Origin of the sequence: Oscillibacter ruminantium GH1, assembly GCF_000307265.1 — a bacterium.
GTDB lineage: Bacteria > Bacillota > Clostridia > Oscillospirales > Oscillospiraceae > Oscillibacter > Oscillibacter ruminantium.
Map to the genome: position 1 here is coordinate 345,644 of NZ_DF158898.1, position 21,536 is coordinate 367,179.

The 21,536-nt window shown below is 57.3% G+C and carries 21 protein-coding genes; 4 read left to right on the forward strand and 17 right to left on the reverse strand.

The window, feature by feature from the left end; all coding sequences use genetic code 11:
- Positions 1–126 precede the first annotated feature (126 nt).
- A complete protein-coding gene (locus ON16_RS09325; protein WP_040661406.1) occupies positions 127–1,365 on the forward strand; it encodes a 6-phosphofructokinase in 1,239 nt (412 codons plus the stop codon).
- Between the two features lie 67 nt (positions 1,366–1,432).
- Here ON16_RS09325 and ON16_RS09330 read toward each other — a convergent pair whose 3' ends face one another.
- Together ON16_RS09330 and spoIVA are read right to left on the reverse strand one after the other, a co-directional pair.
- Positions 1,433–2,203 (reverse strand): type III pantothenate kinase, encoded by a 771-nt coding sequence (locus ON16_RS09330; RefSeq protein WP_040661408.1) that lies wholly within the window; start codon positions 2,201–2,203, stop codon positions 1,433–1,435.
- Positions 2,204–2,352: 149 nt separating this feature from the next.
- A complete protein-coding gene (gene spoIVA, locus ON16_RS09335; RefSeq protein WP_040661409.1) occupies positions 2,353–3,828 on the reverse strand; it encodes a stage IV sporulation protein A in 1,476 nt (491 codons plus the stop codon).
- Between the two features lie 298 nt (positions 3,829–4,126).
- Between spoIVA and ON16_RS09340 the strand changes: the two genes are divergently transcribed.
- The 3 genes from ON16_RS09340 (at position 4,127) to ON16_RS09350 (ending at position 6,591) form a co-directional block, all read left to right on the forward strand.
- On the forward strand, positions 4,127–5,020 hold the full coding sequence (locus ON16_RS09340) for an amino acid ABC transporter substrate-binding protein (RefSeq protein ID WP_040661410.1): 894 nt from the start codon (positions 4,127–4,129) through the stop codon (positions 5,018–5,020).
- A 67-nt stretch (positions 5,021–5,087) separates the two neighbouring features.
- Positions 5,088–5,819 (forward strand): amino acid ABC transporter permease, encoded by a 732-nt coding sequence (locus ON16_RS09345; RefSeq protein ID WP_040661412.1) that lies wholly within the window; start codon positions 5,088–5,090, stop codon positions 5,817–5,819.
- A 13-nt stretch (positions 5,820–5,832) separates the two neighbouring features.
- Entirely contained in the window at positions 5,833–6,591 is a 759-nt protein-coding gene (locus ON16_RS09350; RefSeq protein ID WP_040661414.1) for an amino acid ABC transporter ATP-binding protein, read from the forward strand.
- A 94-nt stretch (positions 6,592–6,685) separates the two neighbouring features.
- On the opposite strand, the gene ON16_RS09355 is transcribed toward ON16_RS09350, so the two are convergent.
- The 15 genes from ON16_RS09355 to ON16_RS09420 all read right to left on the reverse strand — a co-directional run bounded on the left by ON16_RS09355 (position 6,686) and on the right by ON16_RS09420 (position 21,482).
- Positions 6,686–8,221 (reverse strand): DUF3794 and LysM peptidoglycan-binding domain-containing protein, encoded by a 1,536-nt coding sequence (locus ON16_RS09355; RefSeq protein ID WP_040661415.1) that lies wholly within the window; start codon positions 8,219–8,221, stop codon positions 6,686–6,688.
- Between the two features lie 170 nt (positions 8,222–8,391).
- Positions 8,392–8,547 (reverse strand): hypothetical protein, encoded by a 156-nt coding sequence (locus ON16_RS15925; protein WP_162829302.1) that lies wholly within the window; start codon positions 8,545–8,547, stop codon positions 8,392–8,394.
- A gap of 159 nt (positions 8,548–8,706) precedes the next feature.
- Positions 8,707–9,594, reverse strand: a complete 888-nt coding sequence (gene rsgA, locus ON16_RS09360) for a ribosome small subunit-dependent GTPase A (protein ID WP_040661420.1) — start codon at positions 9,592–9,594, stop codon at positions 8,707–8,709.
- Positions 9,587–11,602 carry a Stk1 family PASTA domain-containing Ser/Thr kinase gene (gene pknB / locus ON16_RS09365; protein WP_040661422.1) on the reverse strand — a complete coding sequence of 672 codons (2,016 nt, stop codon included), beginning with the start codon at positions 11,600–11,602 and terminating at the stop codon, positions 9,587–9,589. The genes rsgA and pknB overlap by 8 nt, the downstream gene beginning before the upstream one ends.
- Before the next feature lies 1 nt (position 11,603).
- Positions 11,604–12,359 (reverse strand): Stp1/IreP family PP2C-type Ser/Thr phosphatase, encoded by a 756-nt coding sequence (locus ON16_RS09370; protein WP_040661424.1) that lies wholly within the window; start codon positions 12,357–12,359, stop codon positions 11,604–11,606.
- 5 nt (positions 12,360–12,364) lie between these two features.
- Positions 12,365–13,396 (reverse strand): dual-specificity RNA methyltransferase RlmN, encoded by a 1,032-nt coding sequence (rlmN, locus tag ON16_RS09375; protein WP_040661426.1) that lies wholly within the window; start codon positions 13,394–13,396, stop codon positions 12,365–12,367.
- Positions 13,397–13,408: 12 nt separating this feature from the next.
- A complete protein-coding gene (rsmB, locus tag ON16_RS09380) occupies positions 13,409–14,728 on the reverse strand; it encodes a 16S rRNA (cytosine(967)-C(5))-methyltransferase RsmB (protein ID WP_040661428.1) in 1,320 nt (439 codons plus the stop codon).
- Complete coding sequence (locus ON16_RS09385) at positions 14,725–15,456, reverse strand: zinc metallopeptidase (RefSeq protein ID WP_040661431.1); 732 nt, start codon at positions 15,454–15,456, stop codon at positions 14,725–14,727. Before ON16_RS09385 ends, rsmB begins: the two co-directional genes overlap by 4 nt.
- Before the next feature lie 13 nt (positions 15,457–15,469).
- Positions 15,470–16,390: a methionyl-tRNA formyltransferase gene (gene fmt / locus ON16_RS09390; RefSeq protein ID WP_040661955.1), complete on the reverse strand. Its 921-nt coding sequence runs from the start codon at positions 16,388–16,390 to the stop codon at positions 15,470–15,472.
- A 5-nt stretch (positions 16,391–16,395) separates the two neighbouring features.
- A complete protein-coding gene (def, locus tag ON16_RS09395; protein ID WP_040661434.1) occupies positions 16,396–16,923 on the reverse strand; it encodes a peptide deformylase in 528 nt (175 codons plus the stop codon).
- A 30-nt stretch (positions 16,924–16,953) separates the two neighbouring features.
- Entirely contained in the window at positions 16,954–19,419 is a 2,466-nt protein-coding gene (gene priA / locus ON16_RS09400) for a replication restart helicase PriA (protein ID WP_040661437.1), read from the reverse strand.
- Positions 19,420–19,443: 24 nt separating this feature from the next.
- Complete coding sequence (gene rpoZ / locus ON16_RS09405; RefSeq protein WP_040661440.1) at positions 19,444–19,686, reverse strand: DNA-directed RNA polymerase subunit omega; 243 nt, start codon at positions 19,684–19,686, stop codon at positions 19,444–19,446.
- 57 nt (positions 19,687–19,743) lie between these two features.
- Positions 19,744–20,340 carry a guanylate kinase gene (gene gmk / locus ON16_RS09410; protein ID WP_040661442.1) on the reverse strand — a complete coding sequence of 199 codons (597 nt, stop codon included), beginning with the start codon at positions 20,338–20,340 and terminating at the stop codon, positions 19,744–19,746.
- Between the two features lies 1 nt (position 20,341).
- On the reverse strand, positions 20,342–20,599 hold the full coding sequence (locus ON16_RS09415) for a DUF370 domain-containing protein (RefSeq protein WP_040661444.1): 258 nt from the start codon (positions 20,597–20,599) through the stop codon (positions 20,342–20,344).
- A 4-nt stretch (positions 20,600–20,603) separates the two neighbouring features.
- Positions 20,604–21,482, reverse strand: coding sequence for a YicC/YloC family endoribonuclease (locus ON16_RS09420; RefSeq protein ID WP_040661448.1), 879 nt, complete (start codon positions 21,480–21,482; stop codon positions 20,604–20,606).
- Positions 21,483–21,536 lie beyond the last annotated feature (54 nt).

Here is a 21,536-nt window from a genome sequence, read left to right on the forward strand (position 1 = left end):
GATAATATCACAAAAAAATTAAATTGCAAGTATTTACAATCACATTTTATCATGGTAAGATATTTTTGCTGATGTGCACAAAATCAAGCCCGGTTTTTCCGGGATACAAATCAGGAGGAACAATCCATGAGTGAACTGAAAGGCGCCTGCATTCTGGGCCAGTCCGGCGGCCCCACTTCCGTTATTAACGCCAGCGCGTATGGCGTGATCGCCACCGCGTTGAAATCTTCCAGCATTACCGCTGTCTACGGCGCGGAGCACGGAATCAAGGGCGTTTTGAACGACCGTCTGTTCGACATGAGCAAGGAGGACCCCAAGGAGCTGGAGCTTCTGAAGTACACCCCCTCCTCCGCTCTCGGTTCCTGCCGTTATAAGATCGCGGACCCCGATGTGGACGACACCGATTATAAGCGGATTCTGGAGATTTTCAAGAAGTATGACGTGCGTTATTTCTTCTATAACGGCGGCAACGACTCTATGGATACCTGCAATAAAATCTCCAAGTATATGCAGAAGGTCGGCTACGAGTGCCGCGTGATGGGTGTGCCCAAGACCATCGACAACGACCTGTTCGGCACGGATCACTGCCCCGGCTTCGCCTCCGCCGCCAAGTATATTGCAACCAGCTGCATGGAGGTCTATCAGGACGCCCGGGTGTACGACACCGGCATGGTGTGCGTAATTGAAATTATGGGCCGCCACGCGGGCTGGCTGGCCGGTGCCGCGGGTCTTGCCACCGCTTACGGCGCTGGCCCCGACCTGATCTACCTCCCTGAGACTGACTTTAACATGGAAGAATTTTTGGAGGACGTGGATCGCACCTATAAGGAGAAGGGCAACTGCATGGTGGCCGTGTCTGAGGGCATCCACTACGCGGACGGCACCTTCGTCTCCGAGGCAAAGACCTCTTCCACCGACGGCTTCGGTCACGCCCAGTTGGGCGGCCTTGCCGCTATGCTGGCGGAGACGGTGAAGCAAAAGACCGGGGCCAAGGTCCGGGGCATCGAACTGAGCCTGCTCCAGCGCTGCGGCGCGCATCTGGCCTCTGAAACCGACATTGAGGAGTCCTTTATGGCCGGTAAAGCCGCCGTGGAGAATGCGGTCAACGGCATCACCGACAAGATGGTGGGCTTTACCCGGACCGAGCGGGACGGCCACTACGTCTGCAAGACGGAACTGCTGAACCTGACCGACGTTGCCAATACGGAGAAGAAGGTTCCCCGGGAGTGGATCAATCAGCGTGGCAACGGCGTGGAGAAAGCCTTCGTTGACTACGTGCTACCGCTGGTTCAGGGCGAACCGAAGCTGCCGAAGCAGGATTCCCTGCCCCGGTTCGCAAAGCTCAAGAAGGTTCTGGCAAAATAAACTCCGGTAAAAAACAGCAAGCATGCGCGGGTAAAATTTCCCGCGCATGCTTTTTTTGATTTACCGATTACTGGTTCTTCTGATAGATGGCCCACAGTCCGTCCATCAACAGATACTTGTCGTAGACGATCTTGTTCCGGCAGTATTTCACGATCACCGGTGCGCTGCCGCCGGTGGCCACCACATTGACGGTCTTTCCGGGAAATTCCTCCCGGATGCGGTCCAAAACGCCGTCCAGCATCCCGGCAGTACCGTAGATGATGCCGGAGCGCATACAGTCCTCTGTATTCTTGCCAATCAGCGTTTTGGGGTGCTGAAGGGAGATGGCGGGCAGCTGCGCGGCTCTGCGGCTCAGTGCCTCCAGAGAGACGTTCACCCCCGGCAGCAACAGTCCTCCCTCATAGGTGCGGTCGTGGGAAATCACTCCTATGGTGGTGGCGGTCCCCATGTCGATGGTGACAATGGGTGCCGTAAATTTTTCCAGTGCGGCTACCGCATCTGCCACGATATCGGCTCCCATCTGCGTCTGAAAGTCCATGCGGATGTTGAGCCCGGTTTTCACGCCGGGGCCAACCACCATGGGGGGCTTTCCCAAGAGCCGACCCACCGCCTTTTCCAGCATAAAATTCAGCGGCGGAACCACACTGCACACGATAGCCCCGCTGACGTCCTTGAGATCGTAGTGATACAGCGCAAATACGTTCATCAGATCAATGCTGAACTGGTCCGCGGTTCTGCGGCTATCCGTATCCAGCGTAGCCAAAAACTTCAGCTCTCTGTCCAGACCAAACAATCCCACGGATGTGGTGGAATTTCCAATATCAATTGCCAAAAGCATAGCGCGGCCCCCTCCTGTCTGATGGTTCTATGGTATCACGTCCCGCCCCGGCTTGCAAGGGAAACTGCATGATGGGATGCAGACTTTAGTGCCGTTTTAACAGACAGAAATCCGGCGGATGCCCAAAAGGCCTCCGCCGGATCATCAGATTACAGAATGATACAGATCAGTCCCCCGCTGCCCTCATTGATAATGCGGGTCAAAGTCTCCTGCAGCTTCTTTCGGGCATCGTCCGGCATCCGCTGGAGCTTGTTTTGCAAGTCCTCGCTGACCAGCTCATGGAAGCTGCGGCCGAAGATGTTGGACTGCCAGATTTTGCTGGTATCCCCCTCAAACTCTTGCAGCAGGTAGTTCACCATGTCCTCGGACTGCTTCTCGTTGCCCACGATGGGGCTGACGGCAGTTTCGATGTCGGCGCGAATCATATGGATACTGGGAGCGCTGGCCTTTAGGCGAACGCCGTACCGGCCTCCCTGCTTCATGATTTCCGGTTCCTCCAATTGCAGCTCGTCGATGCCGGGAACCACAATGCCATAGCCCGTCTCCCGAACGTCATGCAACGCTCCGGCCACCTTGTCATACTCCGCTTTCACCGTGGCAAGGCGGGTCAAAAGGCTCATCAGATCCCCGTCGTCTCCAACCGTAAAGCCGGACTGCTCGGAAAGCGTCTGATAGAACAGCTCTCTGGGCAGGCGCAATTCCGCTGTGGCCACACCTGTTCCAAGGTCAATACCGGTGAGTTTGGCGGCGCTGATGCTCTCCCGCTGGCCCAGCGCGGTGATTACGCTGTCGATCTCCCGGATGTGGTGCAGCGCCGCCGTTCCCTCTCGAACCGCGCCGTACAGCCCCGCCTTGATGGGATGATCCGCCGGAAGCGCATCCACCCATGCGGGCAGGAACAGGTCCAATTCCTGCATGGGAAACTCGTACAGTACAGCCTTGAGGATATCCGCCACTGCCGCCTCGTCCAGTTCCAAGCAGTTCACCGCGATGCAGTTGACGCTGTATCGAGAGGCAACATCCTTTGCCACTGCCTGCGCCCGTTCGGATTTGGGTGCGTCAGAGTTCAGCAGGACAATGAAGGGCTTTCCCAGCTCCTGCAATTCCCGGATAACTCGCTCCTCCGCCTCCAGATAGTCCTCTCGGGGAATGTCCGCGATGGACCCATCCGTGGTGACGACGATCCCGATGGTGGAGTGTTCTGCGATAACCTTGCGGGTGCCAATCTCCGCCGCCTCCGTCATGGGAATTTCATGGTCATACCATGGGGTAGTCACCATTCGAGGCTGGTCGTCTTCCGTGGAACCGATGGCCCCTCGGACCATGTACCCCACACAGTCGATCAGCCGCACGGAGAACGCCGCCCCATCAGGCAGCTGAACCTGAACGGCCTCCTCCGGCACAAATTTTGGCTCCGCCGTCATGATGGTCCGTCCAGAGCCGCTTTGGGGCAGCTCGTCTCTGGCCCGTTCCCGGCGGTAGACGTTTTCGATGTTGGGGATCACCTGCGTCTCCATAAACCGTTTGATAAAGGTGGATTTTCCCGTGCGTACCGGGCCTACCACGCCGATGTAAATATCACCGGCGGTCCGGGTGGCAATATTTTGATAGATGGTCGTATTCATAGCATCCCCCGTCCTTCTTGCAATCCTGTTCCCACTCTATGTCCGATTCCTGCCAAGTATGACAGGCTGGGTCTTCGGAAAATCAGCATTGTAAAATACCGCCTATTCCAGCTGGGCCTAGGGTCGGAAAGATTTGCGGGACCTTCTGATCCCCATTTTTTTGTAGACAGTACACAAAGGGGTACAGCTCTTCCAGAAAAAAATTAACGATATGCAATATTTACAGGATTAATTTATCATGGTAAACTGATAGTGCATTAAATCAGAGGGCAATGCCCTCAGTTTTGGAGGATTTAAGATGAATAGAAGAAAGATTTTGGCTCTGCTCAGCGCGGCGGCTGTCGTGGGCTCTTTGGCCGCCTGCGGGACCTCCGCTCCCTCGTCCAGCGCGGCTTCCGGGTCCACGTCTTCGACCGCCGCAGCATCCGCGTCCGGCAGCGCGGAACGCACCACCTTCACCGTGGGTTTTGACGCGGAATATCCCCCCTATGGATACAAGGCCGACGACGGCAGCTATGTAGGCTTTGATCTGGACTTGGCACAGGAGGTCTGCGACCGCAACGGCTGGGAGCTGGTCCGCCAGCCCATCGACTGGAACTCCAAGGACATGGAGCTGGACGCAGGCAACATCGACTGCATTTGGAACGGCTTCACAATGACCGGCCGGGAGGACAGCTATACTTGGGTAGGACCCTACGTTAACAACTCGATCGTGTTCGTGGTAAACGCCGACAGCGGTATTACCGATGCGTCGGAGCTTGCGGGCCGCCCCGTGATCACCCAGTCCGGTTCCTCTGCCCTCACTGCCCTGACCGATGACCCCGGCGACGGCAGCAACGATGAAAATCTGACTTTGGCGGCTTCCTTTTCGGCGCTGGATGAGGTTCCCGACTACAACACCGCGTTCATGAATCTGGAGTCCGGGGTGGACGACGCCATTGCGGTAGACATCGGCGTTGCTAATTACCAGTTGAAAACTCGAGGCAGCGACAAGTTTGTGATGCTGGAAAAGCCTCTTTCTACGGAGCAATACGGCATCGGCTTCAAAAAGGGCAACACGGAGCTGGCGGATCAGGTGAAGGCCACGCTGGACGAGATGTGGGCTGACGGCACCTTTACAAAGATCGCCACCGCCGCCGCCAAGAATTACGACGCGCCGGAACTGGCGGGTATGATCTGCTACGGCGAGTAAGCGCTTACATACTTGGGCGGCGGGCTTCCCCGCCGCCCTTTTCATCGATTGAAAAGGAGAATTGGGAATGGATTTAGGCAGTGTGCTTCAACAGCTGCTGGTGGGCCTGTGGGCCGCCGTGCAGTTGTTTGCGTTGACGCTGGTATTTTCCCTGCCGCTGGGTCTTCTGGTGGCGCTGGGACGGATGTCTTCTTGGGCGCCTCTGCGCCATCTGGGAACAGAACAGGAACTCGCCGGAAAAGCAAACGGCAAACTCGTGCTTGCGCTGAGAAATTTTCGGCCCGTGCAGTTAATCGTCAAACTCTTTATCTCCATCCTTCGGGGCACACCGCTGATGCTTCAGATGATGGTGGTGTATTTTGGGCCGTATTACGTATTCCACGTCAGCCTTTCCGGATACTCCCGGCTGCTGGCAGCGGTGATCGCGTTCTCTGTTAACTACGCCGCCTACTTCGCTGAGATTTACCGCTCCGGCATCCAGTCTATTCCGCAGGGGCAGTATGAAGCGGCGCAGGTACTGGGGTACAGCCGGAGCCAAACCTTTTTTAAGATCATCCTGCCGCAGATGGTAAAGCGGGTCCTCCCCTCCGTCACCAACGAAGTGATCACACTGGTGAAGGACACGTCCCTTGCATTTGTCATTGCCTATCAGGAGCTGTTTACCATTGCAAAGCAGATTTCCGCCGCCAAAACCACCGTGATGCCTCTGTTCGTGGCGGGAGTGTTTTACTTCCTTTTCAACAGCGTGGTGGCTTGGATCATGGAACGCATCGAAAAGCGCATGAATTATTATGACTGAGGAGGCGTCGGAAATGAAAGTTATGGAACTAAACAACGTCCGCAAATCTTTTGCCGGCGCACCAGAGGTTTTGAAAGACATTTCCATCGAAGTGGACAAGGGCGAGGTTGTGGCCATCATCGGCCCCTCCGGCTCCGGAAAGTCCACTCTGCTGCGCTGCGCCACTTTGTTGACGGAGATGGATGGCGGTGAGCTGTCTTACTCCGGGGAAAGAGCCGCATGGAACGATGAAAACGGCAAAACAGTCTACGCCAAGGATTTAAAGAAAATTCGCAGCTATTTTGGTCTGGTCTTCCAGAATTTTAATCTCTTTCCCCATTACACCGTCCTGAAAAATCTGATAGACGCACCCATCAGCGTGGCGGGCCGAAACAAGACGGAGGCGGAGGCCGCGGCGCGGGACCTGTTGATGAAGATGGGCCTTTCCGACAAGGCGAACTGCTACCCCTGCCAGCTCTCCGGTGGGCAGCAGCAGCGGGTTGCCATCGCCCGTGCGCTGGCCATGAAACCGGAAATTCTGTTTTTCGACGAACCCACCTCCGCGCTGGACCCGGAGCTGACCGGCGAGATTCTAAAGGTCATCCGGCAGCTGGCCGAAGAAAAAATGACCATGGTAATTGTGACCCATGAGATGGCGTTTGCCCGGGATGTGGCAGACCGTGTGATCTTCATGGATGGCGGCGTCATCGTGGAGCAAGGCGACCCTAAAAGTGTCATTGGCGATCCAAAGGAGGAGCGTACAAAGCAGTTCCTATCCCGGTTTTCTAACTAACGCCTCGTCTCCACACGCAGGAGCGCATGTCGTTTGACCATAAGAACAAGGAGCGTTCCGGCGATGCCGGAACGCTCCTTGTTTTTTGACTGTGTTACGCCCGCTTTCGGGGAATCAGCAGCAGCTTATCCTCCGACGCGCCATCCTCCCCTTCCAGTTCATTTGCAGCGAGGATGGTGGAAATGGTGGTGTTATACCGCTTTGCCAGATCCCACAGCGTCTCCTGCTTTCCCTTGCACCGCAGCACAAGAGACGGTGCGCCGGTGAGATCCTTGGGTGTGTCGCTGTTGACCTTTGCGCCGCAGACGCACACCCGCTTTTTCCGGGAAACGGCCTCTGCCCGGAATTCCACCGGGAAGCGAACCTCGATACCCCGGTCGCCCAGACTTCCCTGCGCTTCCTCTGCGCAGAAGGCATGGGCGGAAACGCGGCACTCCTCCGGCAGTTCCAACTGGCAGCTCACGTCGATGCTCCGCTCCGCCACCAGTGCTGCGCCGCCTTCATCCAGATACAGCGCACGAATAGCGACTGCAGTGCGCAGCGTGATGCTGCCGCCCTCTCGATTGACGGATACCGCACCGGGAATGGCGGAAAGAGAAAGGATGGAATCCGCCACTACGCCGATCTCCAGCACCTCCCGCACTGTTTGACGGCGGGTCAGTGTCTCCGCAAAATCGCAGAATTGCAGAGGTTGGGCGTCGAAATTCAGATCATAGGCCGTGCTGTACAGATCGCACAGCAGCGTCACGTCCTGTTCCTGACGCAGCAGCGCCGCGGCATGAAGATAGAGTGTCACGGCAATCTTCCGGTTGTCGTGATCTCCGTCTACCTGGATGTCGGTTCCGGTAAGTTGGAGCCGAACCGTGGCAACGGAGCCTTCGGCGGCCCCATCCACCTCCATAATCTGAGAAAATGGAAGCTCACCGGAGGAAGAGCAGCACTTTCCCTCCGGGGAACGGTACAGTAGGGCCACCGTGAAAAGGCCCTTCAAAATCAGCTTACTGCCCACGATTTTTGTCTCTGTCACGGAGCTGGATACCCGGCTGGACAGGATTTCGGCAGCGCCGTCTTTGCCCGGAGACAGGTCCAACTCATCGGAAAATGTAAAGTCCTTCTCAATAATATGTGTCAGGGCGGTGGTATGCTGGACCTCCTGCCGCTTTTCGATGCACAGCGGCGCCTCCGCCTCTGCGTCCGTACAAAACTCTGTTGCCGCGCGGCGGTAGCCGGTAAGACGAGTCACCAGCTTGCAATGGGTAAAGACCTTGCGGGGGTTTAGTGCCCGCGTCTCCAGAAATTCCGGCTCTGTCTCCGCCAAAAGTGCCACGCAATCCGGCATGGCCTTAGCGTCCGACTCGGCGGAAAAGGGCATGGCAAAATCCAGCGTGCGGACACCGCTCTCCCCATCCGGAGTATAGAGCACCGTAACCCGCACAGTGCCGGAGACTTCTGCCTTGCCTTCCCGCAGCTCTCGGCTGTGGAGATAAACCTTACCCTCCGTGTCGATGATGCGGGCGATGTCGGGACAGTAATCCGGCACAATCGTCTCTGCCGTCTCCTCCTGCGTCAGCGTCAGCTCGCCGCCCACATCATAGGCGTCGAAGCGGGCTTTTTTCAATTCCAGTTCCATTCAGACCATCCTTTCCCGGCCATTGTGATTCTGGCGTATCCTATGCCGGGAAACGGGCGGTTATTCCTTGATCCCAAACAACCGGCGCAGCAGACCGCACAGCGCTTTGGGCGACTTCCAAACGACGATTTTCATAAAAAATGCACCCCTTTTTTCATATTAGCATCGTATCAGCGCCGCAAGCAGGCGCTTCCGCAGGCGATCAAAAGGAAGGCGACGAGAAACAGCAGACATCCCGTCGGAAAGATCACCGCGATCAAAATTCCCACGCCCAGCGCCACCGCGCATACGCCCAGCCAGCCTCCACCGCCGCGGCCACACCACATCTCCGCCGCACCCCCTCTCATAGTTCAGTATATACGCAGAAGGGAAAAAGCGTGCGGGCCACAGGGAAAAAAATAGCGAAGAAATTTCGGGACAGGGCGGTAAATATATAAAGTGCGGATACCATCAAGCGGTATCCGCACTTTTTGTTTTTATGAGACTTACTTTTTTGCTTCTTCCCACTCTTTCAGGGGCTTTAATTCCTCGTAAAGCCGGAGATAGCTGTCGTGGCGGCTGCGTTGGAGCACTCCGTCTTTCAGTGCCGCCAGCACTGCACAGCCCTTTTCCTTCGTGTGGCTGCATCCCACAAACCGGCAGCTGTACAAATACGGCTCAAAGTCCGGGAATGTCTCCGGCAGGCGACGCTTTAACTCCAGATTCAGTTCCTCCGAGTCAAAGGAGGCAAAGCCGGGAGAATCCACCACGTCCGCGCCGCAATCCAGATGGTAAAGTTCAATATGGCGGGTGGTGTGCCGCCCGCGGCCCAGAGCCTCGCTGATCTCGCCCACCTGCAGGTGAAATTCCGAATCCAGCGCATTTAGAATGCTGGATTTTCCTACGCCAGAGTTCCCTGTAAAGGCAGATAGCTTGCCACAAATCAGAGGCTTCAGTTCCGAAAGGCCCTCCCCAGTTTCCGCGCTGACGCGGATGGTGGGAAACCCGGCGGCGCGATAAATATGATAGAGGTCCTCCGCGCTGTTCAGATCGCACTTATTCAGCACCACCACCACACCACAGTCTTTCAGTGCCGCGATGGCGGAGAGCCGGTCTATGAGATATGGATCGGTTTTGGGAATGGCCTCCGACGCAATGATGACGATCTGATCGACATTTGCCACGGCGGGACGGAGAAAGGCATTTTTCCGGGGCTTTACAGCCTCCACATAGCCTTCGCCATTTCCCAGCTCCCGAACCTCCACCCAGTCCCCCACCAGAGGAGAAATCCCCTCTTTGCGAAACTTTCCTCTGGCGCGACACTGGAGGAGTTCGCCATCGCCCTCCACATAGTAAAATCCGCTGAGCGCCTTTTTAATACGGCCCTCACGCATTGAAGTCCACCTGCCGCGTCTCAAAGAGCACACCGTCGTAATAAACCTGCACCGATCCGATACCAGTGCCGGACACATCCACGGTGGCGGACCCATCACTGCAATTCACATTGCCCTCATAGTTGGAGACGCCATTTACCAGAACCACCATATGAACCGTCTCTCGTCCGTCCTGCGGCAGAGAAAAGGTTGCGGGTTTGGTAACCACCGCGCCGTTGCCAGGGCTTTGCGTATCGGCAGGCCCCTTGCTGACAGAGAGGGTGATTGTATCGCCCACATAGGCCTTTGAATTCGCAGGAATGTCCTGATCTATCACAGTTCCGGCGGCCTCGCCGCTTTCCACGTCTTTCTGCGTCACCTTGAGGCCCATCGCTGTTGCCTGCTCCTTTGCCTTGTCGATAGGCAGAGAGAGGAATGAAATCACAGTAACCGGAGTTTTATTTGGACCGGTGCTGATGATCAGCGTCACGGTATCGCCCTTTTTCAGTGGGGCATTCACCTCCGGCTCCGTGCGGATTACACAGTTCGTCGTCACATCGTCGTTGCTTTCATCCTTGGTTTCAACCTTTAGGTCCAAATCACGGATTAAATTTTTCAGAGCAATCTTGGCCTCCTGCGCTGTTTTTCCGGTCAAGTCCGGCATGTTGTCCGTCTTCACTCCGGCACTCACGGTAACGTTGATGATCAGGTTGCTCTTTTTTGGCATATTCTCCGGCGGATCCTGCTCAAGAATGGTGCCAACGGCGGAATTGTCATATACAGACTTCGTCTCCGTAATCTCAAAAATCCCGGCTACTTCGGGCAGCTTCCGTGCCTCGTCCACGGTATAGCCAACAACCCTGGGAACGGTATAAGTCTCCCCCGCTTCCATAGAGCTGAATACCGCTCTGGCAAGGAAGAAGATTGCCACCAGCGCGACCACCACGACCCCGACGATCATAGCTGTGCGCTTTCCAGAAGAGATTTGCTGGGCCGGTTTCCGGGGGTTCTCCCGGTCGTAGTCCCGGTCGTAATTTCGGTCATAGCCCCGGTCATAATCCCGCGAGGATTCCCTCTGCAGCTCTCGAGACGAATGGTGCTGGGCGGTGGCCGCTGCCACCGCACCGGTGTGGATCAGGCGGGTTGGTTCGTCCGTTTCCTCCGGATGCAGATCCTTGGGGTCAATATCCAGCTCTACGCCCGGATTTTTGCGAAAGGCATCCAAATCAGCGATCATGGCCTCGGCAGAATCGTACCGCCGGTCCCGGTCGGGGGCCATGGCCTTCATGCAGATCAGCTCCAACGGTTCTGGAATGTTGGGATCAATCTCCCGGGGAGCCAGCGGAATAGAGCTGAGATGCTGGATCGCTACGGAGACAGCGGAATCCCCCTCAAAGGGCAGGCGATTGGTCAGCATCTCATAGAGAACCACGCCAGCGGAGTAGATATCGGAACGGGCGTCGGTACGGTCGCCCCGGGCCTGCTCCGGCGAAATATAGTGGACGGAACCAAGGGCCTCCTGCGTTAGCGTCTGGGCGGAGTTTTCCAGACACGCGATGCCGAAATCAGCTACCTTCACGCTGCCGTCCCGCAGAACCATAATGTTCTGGGGCTTGATGTCCCGGTGGACGATACCACGGCTGTGGGCATGAGAAAGGCCCCGCATGATCTGTGTGGTGAAGTGCAGCGACTCTCTCCAATCCAGTCTGCCCCGCTTCTCCATGTACTGCTTGAGAGTGATACCGTCGATCAGCTCCATGACGATGTACTCCACATCGTCGCTCTGAGACACGTCGTACACGGAGACGATGTTGGGGTGGGACAGCATGGCAACTGCCTTGGACTCCGCGTGGAACCGACGGCGGAACTCCTCGTTCTGCGCCAGATCACTCTTCAGAATCTTCACCGCCACCAGTCGGTTCAGACGATGGCATTTGGCTTTATAGACGACGGCCATGCCTCCCGTGCCGATCCGCTCTAAAATCTCATAGCGGTTGTCCAGCATTTTTCCAATATAGGGATCTACCATGTCACATCGCCTCCTTCTCGTTCGTCCTGCGCATCAAAACCGCAGTCACGTTGTCTTTGGCCCCCCGGCTCTTTGAAATTTCCAGCAACCTTGCAAGGCAGACATCTCCCGTTTGGGCGCGATTCACCTCGTCCAGCATCTCCTGATCGGTCACGGTGTCCACCAGTCCGTCGCTGCACAGCAGGAGAAATTCTCCCGGCTCCAGCGGGCATATGTAACCGTCGCATTCGATCTGTGCGTCCGGCCCCAGCGCCCGGGTAATGAGATTGCGGTTGGGATGGCGGCGGGCTTCCTCAGCGGTGATGTCGCCCCGCTCCACCATGCTCTCTACCAGAGAGTGGTCCCGTGTCACGCGGGTGATGGCCGACCGCGTGATGTGATAGGCTCGGCTGTCGCCCACATTGCTGACCACCGCGCCCTCCGCGCAACTGATGGCGGAGACCAGCGTTGTGCCCATGTTGGCGTATTCCTCGCTCTGCTGCGCCGCCTCCCGGACGGCCCGGTTGGCAAGGCTCACTGCAAAGGACGATGCCTCCCGCAGCTGCTGCGGCGTCATGTCCGGTACGAGGATCTTTTCAAGCTCCCCTACATAGGTATTTACCGCGATGTGGCTGGCCTGACTGCCGCCGGCGGTGCCGCCCATGCCGTCGCAGACCACACAAACGGTGTGGCCGCTATCTGTCCGCTCACGTACGGCGTAAGCGTCCTGATTGTCTCTGCGGACCAGACCTATATCCGTGATGCCCCAGACCTGCATGTCGATCACTCCCCTTTCTGTTCTTCCATGGCCTTCCGGCGGAGCTGTCCGCAGGAAGCGTCGATATCCCCACCAAGACTCCGCCGTACCGTGGCGGTGAGTCCGTGGGTTTCCAGCCGTTTTTGAAACGCAGCCGTCCGCTTGGACGGCTTGAACGGGCTTTCCACCACATCGTTCAGCGGGATGAGGTTCACATGGCCCGGCATCCCGCGAACCTTCTCGGCGATGAGATCTGCCTGCCAATCGTGATCGTTCACCCCGTCGATCATGGCGTATTCAAAAGAGATGCGCCGTCCGGTCCGCTCAAAATATCGGCGGCATGCGGCAAACAGGTCCTCTACAGGATACGCCCGGTTCACCGGCATGATTTTGGAGCGAGTCTCCCCGTCCGGCGCGTGAAGGGATACGGACAGCGTCAGCTGCAAACCCAGCTCCGCCAAGCGCTCAATCCCGGGGATTACGCCGCAGGTGGACAGGCTGATGTGGCGCATCCCGATATTCAGTCCATCAGGGTGATTCACCAGCTCCAAGAACTTCAGCACGTTGTCCAGATTGTCCATCGGTTCTCCAATCCCCATCAGCACGATGTTGGAAATGGGGAGTCCCGAATCTTTCTGGGTGAAGATCACCTGATCTAAAAGCTCTCCGGGCGTCAAGTCCCGAACCTTTCCAGCAATAGTGGACGCGCAGAATGCGCATCCCATCCGGCACCCCACCTGAGAGGAAATGCATACGGTGTTTCCGTGGTGATACTGCATCAAAACGGATTCGATGCAGTTTCCGTCAGCCAGTTCCCAGAGGTATTTGATCGTACCGTCCAGCTTTGAGACTTGTTTACGCACCGCCTTTGGCGGCGTGAAGGCACAGGTACCCGCCAGCTTTTCCCGGAGGGCCTTGGACAGGTTCGTCATTTCGTCAAAGGAGCCAACGCCCTTGTGGAGCCATGTAAACACCTGTTTTCCGCGAAAAGCGGGCTCTCCCATAGCTTTCAAGGTCTTGGTCAGTTCCTCCGGCGTTTGTGATTTCAAATCGGTCATACAAAGATCCTCTTAATTCCGCCGCAGACGGCAGATATAAAAGCCGTCGGTTCCGTGGCGGTGGGGCCAGAGCGTCAACTCTCCCGGCTGCTCGCCCATCGGCGCGGGCAGCGTGAAGGTTTCCCGGGAAAATTCCGGATGCCCGGAGAGGAAACCATCCACAACCTGACCATTTTCCTCCGGCAGGATGGTGCAGGTGGAGTAAATCAGCGTGCCGCCGGGCTTTACATACCGCGCGGCGTTTTCCAAAATGGTGGATTGCGCCACGGTAAGTGTAAACAGATCATCGGGAGATTTATACCGAATATCCGGTTTTTTTCGGATAATTCCAAGACCTGAGCAGGGAGCGTCCACCAGCACCACATCGGCGCTTTCCGCCCACTCGGGGCGGAAAACCGTTCCGTCAGCGGCAAAGGCCCAGATGGATTTCAGGCCCAGCCGCGCGGACCCTGCCTCGATACGACTCAGCTTATTTTCGTGGAGATCGCAGGCAAGAACTTCGCCTCGGTCTTCCATAGCGATGGCCGCGCCAAAGGACTTTCCGCCGGGAGCGGCGCACACGTCGATGACACGCTGGCCCTTTTTAGGCGCGGAAATCAGGCTCACCAGCTTGGCGGCAGGGTCCTGCACAAAGAATTTCCCGGTCTGAAACGCCTCCAGCGCCGTCAGATCGCCGGAGCCGGACAACTCCAGACAATCCGGAACCCAAGGGTGCGGGGCCGCGGTTACGCCTGCGGCGGTCAGTTCTGCCGCCAAATCTTCCGCAGTAGTCTTCAGCGTGTTGACCTGCACGGTCAGCGGCACGATGCCATTATCAGCAGCGAGGAATGCCTCTGCCTCCTCTCGGCCCAGCAGGGTCAAAAGCCGCTTTACCAGCCACTTGGGATGGCTGTACCGCACGGAGAGATACTGGGCCTCGTCCCGGCGTGGGATGGGAGGTAAGGTATCTTTATTCAGAGAAACTTTTCGCAAAACAGCGTTGACCAGCCCTGCGGCTTGTCCCCGCTTATTCCGCTTTGCCAGTTCCACGGACTCATTTACCGCAGCTCGATCCGGAACCTTGTCCAAAAACAGGATTTGATACGCACCCAGCCGAAGGATATCCGCCAGCGGCGGCTGCAAATGGCCCACCTTTTGAGTGCAGTAGGCCCCCAGATAGAAGTCCAACAATGCCCGATTCTGCAAAACGCCGTACACCATGCGCGTAGCAAGGCCCGCCTCCGCGCCGGAAAGACCGTCCCGCTGAAGCTGGGCCTTCAGGCTGGCATCTGCCCAAGCAGAGGCCGTCCGTCCAGCACTCAGCACCCGCAGGGCGGTGTCCCGGGCGCTCATCGTCCGCCTCCCCGGCGGTTTCCGTTGTCGCCCCGAGAGGCGAAGATCGTCACAAACCGCAAAAGCTGCAAAAGGCTGGTCAGCAGCGCGGCCACATAAGTCAGCGCCGCCGCACGAAGGACCTTTTTCGCGCCCCGCAGCTCGTCATCCTCCAAAAGCCCCTGCCCCTCAATTGTCTCAATCGCCCGAGCGGAGGCATTAAATTCCACCGGCAGCGTTACCAACTGAAAAAAAGTAGTAACGCCAAACAAGATGATTCCAACCAGAAACAGCATCTGGCTGTACAGAAACAGACCGATAATCAGGAGAATAAAGGAGAATTTAGAACCCAGATTGGTGATTGGGATAATTGCGCTGCGCAGCCGCACGGGACCGTACCCTTGGGCGTACTGCACCGCGTGTCCCGCCTCGTGACAGGCCACGCCCACCGCCGCCACCGTGGGCGCACCGTATACATCCTCGGAGAGATAGATGGTGTTGTCCCGGGGGTCATAGTGGTCGGTGAGACGGCCCCGGGTGGGGCGGATCGCCACGTTGGAGACACCGTGGGCCCGCAGAACCGCCTCGGCGGCCTGAGCGCCGGTCATGCGGCGGCGGTTATTCACGGCGCTGTACCGGCTGAAGCTGCCGGAAACCTGCATCTGTGCATACAAAGACAGGATGAATACCGGAATCAGCAGAACCCAGTACAGATTGTTCGCGAAAAAGTAAGCGTAGTCGTAGTGCATCGAATCCCTCGTTTCAAAGTTGGATGGGGTGGCCCCGCAGATAATCCGCGGCAGACATCCGCTTGCCGCCGACGGCCTGTATTTCCGTCAAGGAAAGAACCTTGCCATCTCCGCAGGCAACAGCAATTCCCCGCTTGTCAGCGGTAAGAACGGTGCCGGGCTTGGCTGCGGTTTGCTCTCCCGTCTCTACCGAACGGAAAACCTTCATCGCCTCTCCGCTCACTGCGTCGGTAGACGCGGCCGGCCATGGAATCAGGCCCCGAATCTGGCAGTTGATGGCGTGAGCGCTGCGGGTCCAGTCAATGGGAGACAGCTCTCGGGACAGCATCGGCGCGTAGGTAAACGCGCTCTCGTCCTGCGGTGTCCGGGTGGCAAAGCCGTTTTCCAAGGCCGTCACCGTCTCGGACAGCGTCACCGCGCCCAGCTCGGCAAGGCGGGCGGTAAGCGTCTGCGCGTCCTCGTCCGGTCCGATGGGTGTGCGCGCTTGCGCGATCACATCCCCTGCATCCAACGCGGCGGCCATATACATGATGGAAACGCCGGTTTCCGCCTCTCCATTGAGAATCGCCCAATTGATGGGAGCTGCACCCCGGTACTTCGGCAAAAGGGACGAATGGACGTTGATGGAGCCGTACTTCGGGTAGTTCAGCAGCTCTTCCGGCAGAATCTTACCGTAGGCCGCCACCACGATTAGCTCCGGATCCAGCTGACGAACGATGCTCATAGCCTCCCCGTCCCGCGCTTTCTGAGGCTGAAAAACGGGCAGATTTTTTGTCAAAGCATATTCCTTTACAGGTGTTGGAATCAGCTTCATCCCTCGATTTTTTGGCTTGTCCGGCTGAGTGAGAACGCCACACAGTTCGTGTCCATCCTCCACCAGACGTTTCAGGGACGCCACGGCAAACTCCGGGGTCCCCATAAACAAAATGCGCATGGACATTACTCCTTCGTCTCTTCGCCTTCTTCGGAGGATTCCTCCGCCTCGGCTTCCATATAGTCCTCCAGTTCCTGATCGGAAAGGAAATGGTCCACATGCTCAGAGAAGAGATGTCCATCCAGGTGCTCAATTTCGTGGCAAAATGCCCGGGCCGTCAGACCCTCGCCCTCCGCCTCAAACCAATTGCCGTCCCGATCCTGTGCCCGGACACGCACCACGTTGGGACGGGAGACAATGCCCCACTTTCCCGGCAGGCTCAAGCAGCCCTCAATTCCGGTCTGCTCTCCGCTCTGGGCGATGATCTCCGGATTGATAAGCTCCAGATACTCCTCCGTCCCCTCGTCCAGCACCAAACACACCCGGCGCAGCACGCCCACCTGCGGCGCGGCGAGTCCTGCGCCGCTAGCGTCGGTCAGGGTTTCCGCCATATCGTCCAGCAGTTCCCTGAGGTGCCTATTAAACTCCGTCACGGGACGGCACTTTTTCAGCAGGCACTCCTCGCCTACCTCCACGATTTTTCTTAAAGCCATTTGTGTTGACCTCCCAATTGAAAATTGCGATCAATCCATCGCGTTGCAGTCCGCGAACAGGTTCAGCCCGCGGTTTTCCCGCCGCCTGCCGAACTGGCGCAGCAGCCATGCCACCCGGTCCCGGGTGGGTTTGTCGTTTTTGCCGGAGAGAAAGACTCGGTATCGAAAGCGGTTGTTCACCTTCAGCACTGGCGCGGGGGCAGGACCGAGAATTTCCGGTTCTGAAGCGCACATCGTCTCGTCCGCCATCAGCTCCCGCAGCTCGTCTCGCAAGGCCATTGCCGCCCGGAGCACCGTTCCCTCGTCCCCACCAGAGACGGTAAGAGTAATCAAGTCGGCAAAGGGCGGGTAGCGCCGCAAGCGGCGCATAATAATTTCGCCTTCGTAAAACCGCTCATAATCCTGCTGCGCTGCGCTTTGAATGACCTCGTTCCCGGGGGTGTAGGTCTGAATAACCGCCCGCCCCCGCTTCTCACCTCTTCCGGCCCGCCCCACCACTTGCGTCAGCAGGCTGAAAGTCCGTTCGGCAGCGCGGTAGTTGTCCAGATACAGAGACGAATCCGCGCTGAGCACACCAACCAGCGTCACATTTTCAAAATCCAATCCCTTTGCCACCATTTGGGTACCCAAAAGAATGGGGATTTTCTCTTTTTCAAATTGATTCAGCAGCTTTTCGTGATCTCCTCCGGTGGTGTCTGCATCCATTCGCAAAATGCCCACGCCGGGAAACAGATCCCGCAGCTCCTCCTCCACCCGCTGGGTTCCTGCCCCAATGTGCTTCATGATTCCGCCGCACTCCGCGCAGATGTCGCTGGCTCTCTGGGAGTGGCCGCAATAGTGGCACATTAGCCGTCCATTGGCAGAATGATAGGTCATGGAGACGCTGCATCGGGGACAGGTAGGGACGTTGCCGCACTCGCCGCATACCAGCATTCGGCTGTTACCTCGCCGGTTTAGAAAAAGGATGCTCTGCTCACCCCGGTTCAGATTTTCCCGCAGTTCCCGCTCCAGTGGGCTGCTGATCGCGCTGGCATTCCCAGCTTTGATCTCCTGCCGCAGATCCACGATGGTAACCTCCGGCAGACTCTTTTCATTGTACCGTCTACGGAGCAACTCGTAGCGATACGTACCCTGTTTCGCGTTCCACGCAGTCTCCACCGTGGGGGTGGCAGAACCGAGCACCAGCAGTCCACCGCACTGGGCACAGCGAAATTTGGCAATGTCGCGGGTGTGATACCGGGGCGCGTTTTCCGACTGATAGCTCCCCTCCTGCTCCTCGTCCATGATGATGAGTCCCAGATTCTCCATCGGCGCGAACACAGCAGATCGGGTTCCCAGCACCAGCCGAATTTCGCCCCGGCGGATGCGCTTCCACTGGTCATATCGCTCCGTCATGCGCAAAGCGCTGTGGAGCATGGCAACCTGCGCGCCAAAATAAGAGGAGAACTTTTCCATCATCTGCGGTGTCAGCACAATTTCTGGAACCAGCACAATCACGGACTTTCCGCGTTTTAAAACCTCTTGCGCCAGACGGATGTAAATCTGGGTTTTTCCGCTGCCGGTAACACCTTGTAAGAGTGCTGCCTCCGGCTTTGCGGATTCCGTCAGAGTCAACAGGTGGGCAAACGCAGACTGCTGTTCCTCATTTAAAATGATGGGCACTCCGGGCTGCACTGTTTTCGGCTCCGGGACACGAAGCTGTTCTTCCTCTGAAAACGCCACAATACCGGACTTCTCCAGTCCCTTCAGGGTCTTGGCGGAAGCTCCGGTAAAATAACAGATGTCCTGCACCGAGGCGCGACCGGTGGCGGACAACAGCAAAACCACCTCATAGCGCATCGGTGCGGATTTTTTTCGCGGCTCCACCAGAGCCAGAGCCTCTGACGCATCCATGGTCAGCTCCGCCATACGGCGTTTTTTGTCTCCGATGCGCCGCATAGCGGTGATATCCGAAGTCAGGACGCCCTTTTTGCAAAGCGCCCGCAGCGTCGGTTCCACCCCGTCGCCGCAGCTGGCCTTCAGCTGAGACAACTCTGCGCTGCCTCCGGCGGCGAACAACGCATTCAGTGCGCAGTCCGCATCCCGAATTTTTCCGGCAAGAACGACCGCGGCGGCGCGGTCCAATCCTTCCGCCACGGTGAAGTTCTCCTTCATCTGATACCAGAGGCCCGCGGGCAGAATGGTCTTCACCGCCTCGTACATGGTGCAAAAATATCGCTGGCGCATCCACAGCGCCAAGGACACGCCCCACCCGTCCAGCACCGGCCCATCGTCCAAAACGGATTCCAGCGCTTTCACACCGGCGCGTTTTGCGCCCGTTTCCCGAGCCAGAATCACACCCTCGCAGCTGCGGTTTCCCATGCCGAAGGGAATCATTACCCGCACACCCACCTGTGCCTTTTCCAGCAGCGGTTCAGGAATCAGATAGTCGTAAGGCTTGTCGATGGAATATGTCGCGGCGCTGACGGCGACCTTTGCAATTTCTGCGCACTCCATCTGCATCCCTCCCCGATTGACGGCTTAGAGCTGTTCCGTCTCCTGATCGACGACATCTTCCTCAATGGTCAGGTCCATACCCCGGGCGTCCAGTTTGCCCTCCGCAACCTCGCGAATGGCCAATGTCACCGGCTTGTCGTTCAGGGGTTCACCCATCTCCTCGGCGGCCTCAGAAATCTGCCGTGCCCGGCGAGCCACCACGTTCACCAGCATATAGCGGTTGGGAATGTAGCTGTTCAGCTTACTCATTGCAGGATAAAGCATCATAGTAGTTATCTTCCTATCTGCCTTTCGGCTTAAAATAAATGAATGGATCGCTGTGTGTCAACGTCCGCTGATAATCTCCATGCGTTCAGCAGGCTTGCAGTGCTCTGCCGTCATGATGGCGTCCAGTTCCTCCACGGCATCTTCCACGGTGTCGTTGATGACGAAATAATCGTAGGTATGTGCCGTCTGGAATTCCACCTTGGCCCGCAGAAGACGCTTTTGAATCTTCTCCGGAGAGTCGGTGCCCCGCTCGGTCAAGCGCCGCTCCAACTCCGACCAAGAGGGCGGTGAGATGAAAATGCGGACCGTTTCCGGTCGCTTGCCGCAGACCTGAAGCGCACCCTGAATCTCTATATCCAAAATCACATCCCGGCCCGCGTTCATGGCCTCGTCCACGTACCGCTTCGGCGTTCCATAAAAATTGCCTACGTACTCCGCATATTCCAAAAACGCATCCTCTGCAATCCGCTGACGGAATGCGTCCACATCCATAAAGTGATAGTGAACGCCATCCACTTCACCCGGACGGGGGTCCCGCGTGGTGGCGGAGACGGAGAAGTACAGATCAGGCCGCTTTTCCAAAAGTGCCTTCAAAACCGTACTCTTTCCCACGCCCGAGGGGCCTGAAATAATAAAAGTCTTTCCCTTTTGCATCCTATTCTTCCTCTTCCCCCATGATTTCAGTCCCCAGGCGCCCCGCCAGCTTTTCGCTGGGCAGCGCGGAGAGCACCACATGGTCGCTGTCCATGATAAAAATAGAGGCGGTCTTCCGCCCATAGGTGGCGTCGATCAGCATGCCCCGTTCCCGGGACTCCTGAATCAGGCGCTTCACCGGCGCGGAATCCGGACTGACCACCGCCACCAGACGGTCGGCAGAAATCAAGCTCCCAAAGCCGATGTTAATCAATTTCACGGCCTCACTCCACGTTCTGGACCTGTTCGCGGATTTTCTCGACCTCCGCTTTCAAGTCCACTGCTATCTGAGCGATGGAGACATCGCAGCATTTAGAACCAATGGTATTGGACTCGCGATTGACCTCCTGAATGAGGAAGTCCATCTTTCGACCCATAGGCTCGTCGGCCTTCAGCATTTCCCGCAGCTGGGCAACGTGGCTGTGAAGCCGGACAGTCTCCTCGTCCACGGCCACCTTGTCGCCGTAAATCGCGGCCTCTGTAAGAATCCGCTGGGGGTCGATGGTGGTGCTTTGAAGCACCTCTTCCATTCGCGCCGTCAGCTTCTGGCGGTATTCGGAAACGGTTTCCGGAGAACGCGCCTCCACTTTTTCCGTCAGAGTCTCGATGGTGGTGAGCCGACCGCCAATGTCCTCGGCCAGCTTTTCACCCTCCACAGCCCGCATGGTGTTATAAGCCGCCAGTGCTTTATCCAGCACCGTGCAGATATCCGCGCCTAACGCATCCAAATCCTCTTCCGCCTTGGTCACGCTCAACACGTCCGGGAATCGGGCCAGCACCTCCGGCGTGATTTTCGGCTCTGTGCCGCAGACCTCTGCCAACTCCCGCAACGCTGCGGCATAGCCCGCCGCAAGACCGCGATCCACCATCACCTTTGCGGTGTCCGCGCCGGTAGAATCAATCGTGAAAAGGACATCCACTTTACCCCGAGAGACGGTCTGCTGCACATGCTTGCGCACCGTATCCTCCGCGAAAGCATAAGCTCTCGGCAGCTTCACCGTGCAGTCCAAATACCGGTTGTTGACTGATCGAACCTCCACAGTGATATCCCGCTTTTCCAGCGTCTCTCTTGCCCGGCCGTAGCCGGTCATGCTTTTAATCAACTTTGACCCCTCCCAAATAAAATCCCTGCTTGGTTCCGCTGTTCAGCAGGGACA

Excerpts from the sequence above, each read along its gene's own strand:
- ON16_RS09325 (WP_040661406.1), top strand. The coding sequence starts at position 127 with ATGAGTGAACTGAAAGGCGCCTGCATTCTGGGCCAGTCCGGCGGCCCC.
- ON16_RS09330 (WP_040661408.1), bottom strand. The coding sequence starts at position 2,203 with ATGCTTTTGGCAATTGATATTGGAAATTCCACCACATCCGTGGGATTG.
- spoIVA (WP_040661409.1), bottom strand. The coding sequence starts at position 3,828 with ATGAATACGACCATCTATCAAAATATTGCCACCCGGACCGCCGGTGAT.
- ON16_RS09340 (WP_040661410.1), top strand. The coding sequence starts at position 4,127 with ATGAATAGAAGAAAGATTTTGGCTCTGCTCAGCGCGGCGGCTGTCGTG.
- ON16_RS09345 (WP_040661412.1), top strand. The coding sequence starts at position 5,088 with ATGGATTTAGGCAGTGTGCTTCAACAGCTGCTGGTGGGCCTGTGGGCC.
- ON16_RS09350 (WP_040661414.1), top strand. The coding sequence starts at position 5,833 with ATGAAAGTTATGGAACTAAACAACGTCCGCAAATCTTTTGCCGGCGCA.
- ON16_RS09355 (WP_040661415.1), bottom strand. The coding sequence starts at position 8,221 with ATGGAACTGGAATTGAAAAAAGCCCGCTTCGACGCCTATGATGTGGGC.
- ON16_RS15925 (WP_162829302.1), bottom strand. The coding sequence starts at position 8,547 with ATGTGGTGTGGCCGCGGCGGTGGAGGCTGGCTGGGCGTATGCGCGGTG.
- rsgA (WP_040661420.1), bottom strand. The coding sequence starts at position 9,594 with ATGCGTGAGGGCCGTATTAAAAAGGCGCTCAGCGGATTTTACTATGTG.
- pknB (WP_040661422.1), bottom strand. The coding sequence starts at position 11,602 with ATGGTAGATCCCTATATTGGAAAAATGCTGGACAACCGCTATGAGATT.
- ON16_RS09370 (WP_040661424.1), bottom strand. The coding sequence starts at position 12,359 with ATGCAGGTCTGGGGCATCACGGATATAGGTCTGGTCCGCAGAGACAAT.
- rlmN (WP_040661426.1), bottom strand. The coding sequence starts at position 13,396 with ATGACCGATTTGAAATCACAAACGCCGGAGGAACTGACCAAGACCTTG.
- rsmB (WP_040661428.1), bottom strand. The coding sequence starts at position 14,728 with ATGAGCGCCCGGGACACCGCCCTGCGGGTGCTGAGTGCTGGACGGACG.
- ON16_RS09385 (WP_040661431.1), bottom strand. The coding sequence starts at position 15,456 with ATGCACTACGACTACGCTTACTTTTTCGCGAACAATCTGTACTGGGTT.
- fmt (WP_040661955.1), bottom strand. The coding sequence starts at position 16,390 with ATGCGCATTTTGTTTATGGGGACCCCGGAGTTTGCCGTGGCGTCCCTG.
- def (WP_040661434.1), bottom strand. The coding sequence starts at position 16,923 with ATGGCTTTAAGAAAAATCGTGGAGGTAGGCGAGGAGTGCCTGCTGAAA.
- priA (WP_040661437.1), bottom strand. The coding sequence starts at position 19,419 with ATGGAGTGCGCAGAAATTGCAAAGGTCGCCGTCAGCGCCGCGACATAT.
- rpoZ (WP_040661440.1), bottom strand. The coding sequence starts at position 19,686 with ATGATGCTTTATCCTGCAATGAGTAAGCTGAACAGCTACATTCCCAAC.
- gmk (WP_040661442.1), bottom strand. The coding sequence starts at position 20,340 with ATGCAAAAGGGAAAGACTTTTATTATTTCAGGCCCCTCGGGCGTGGGA.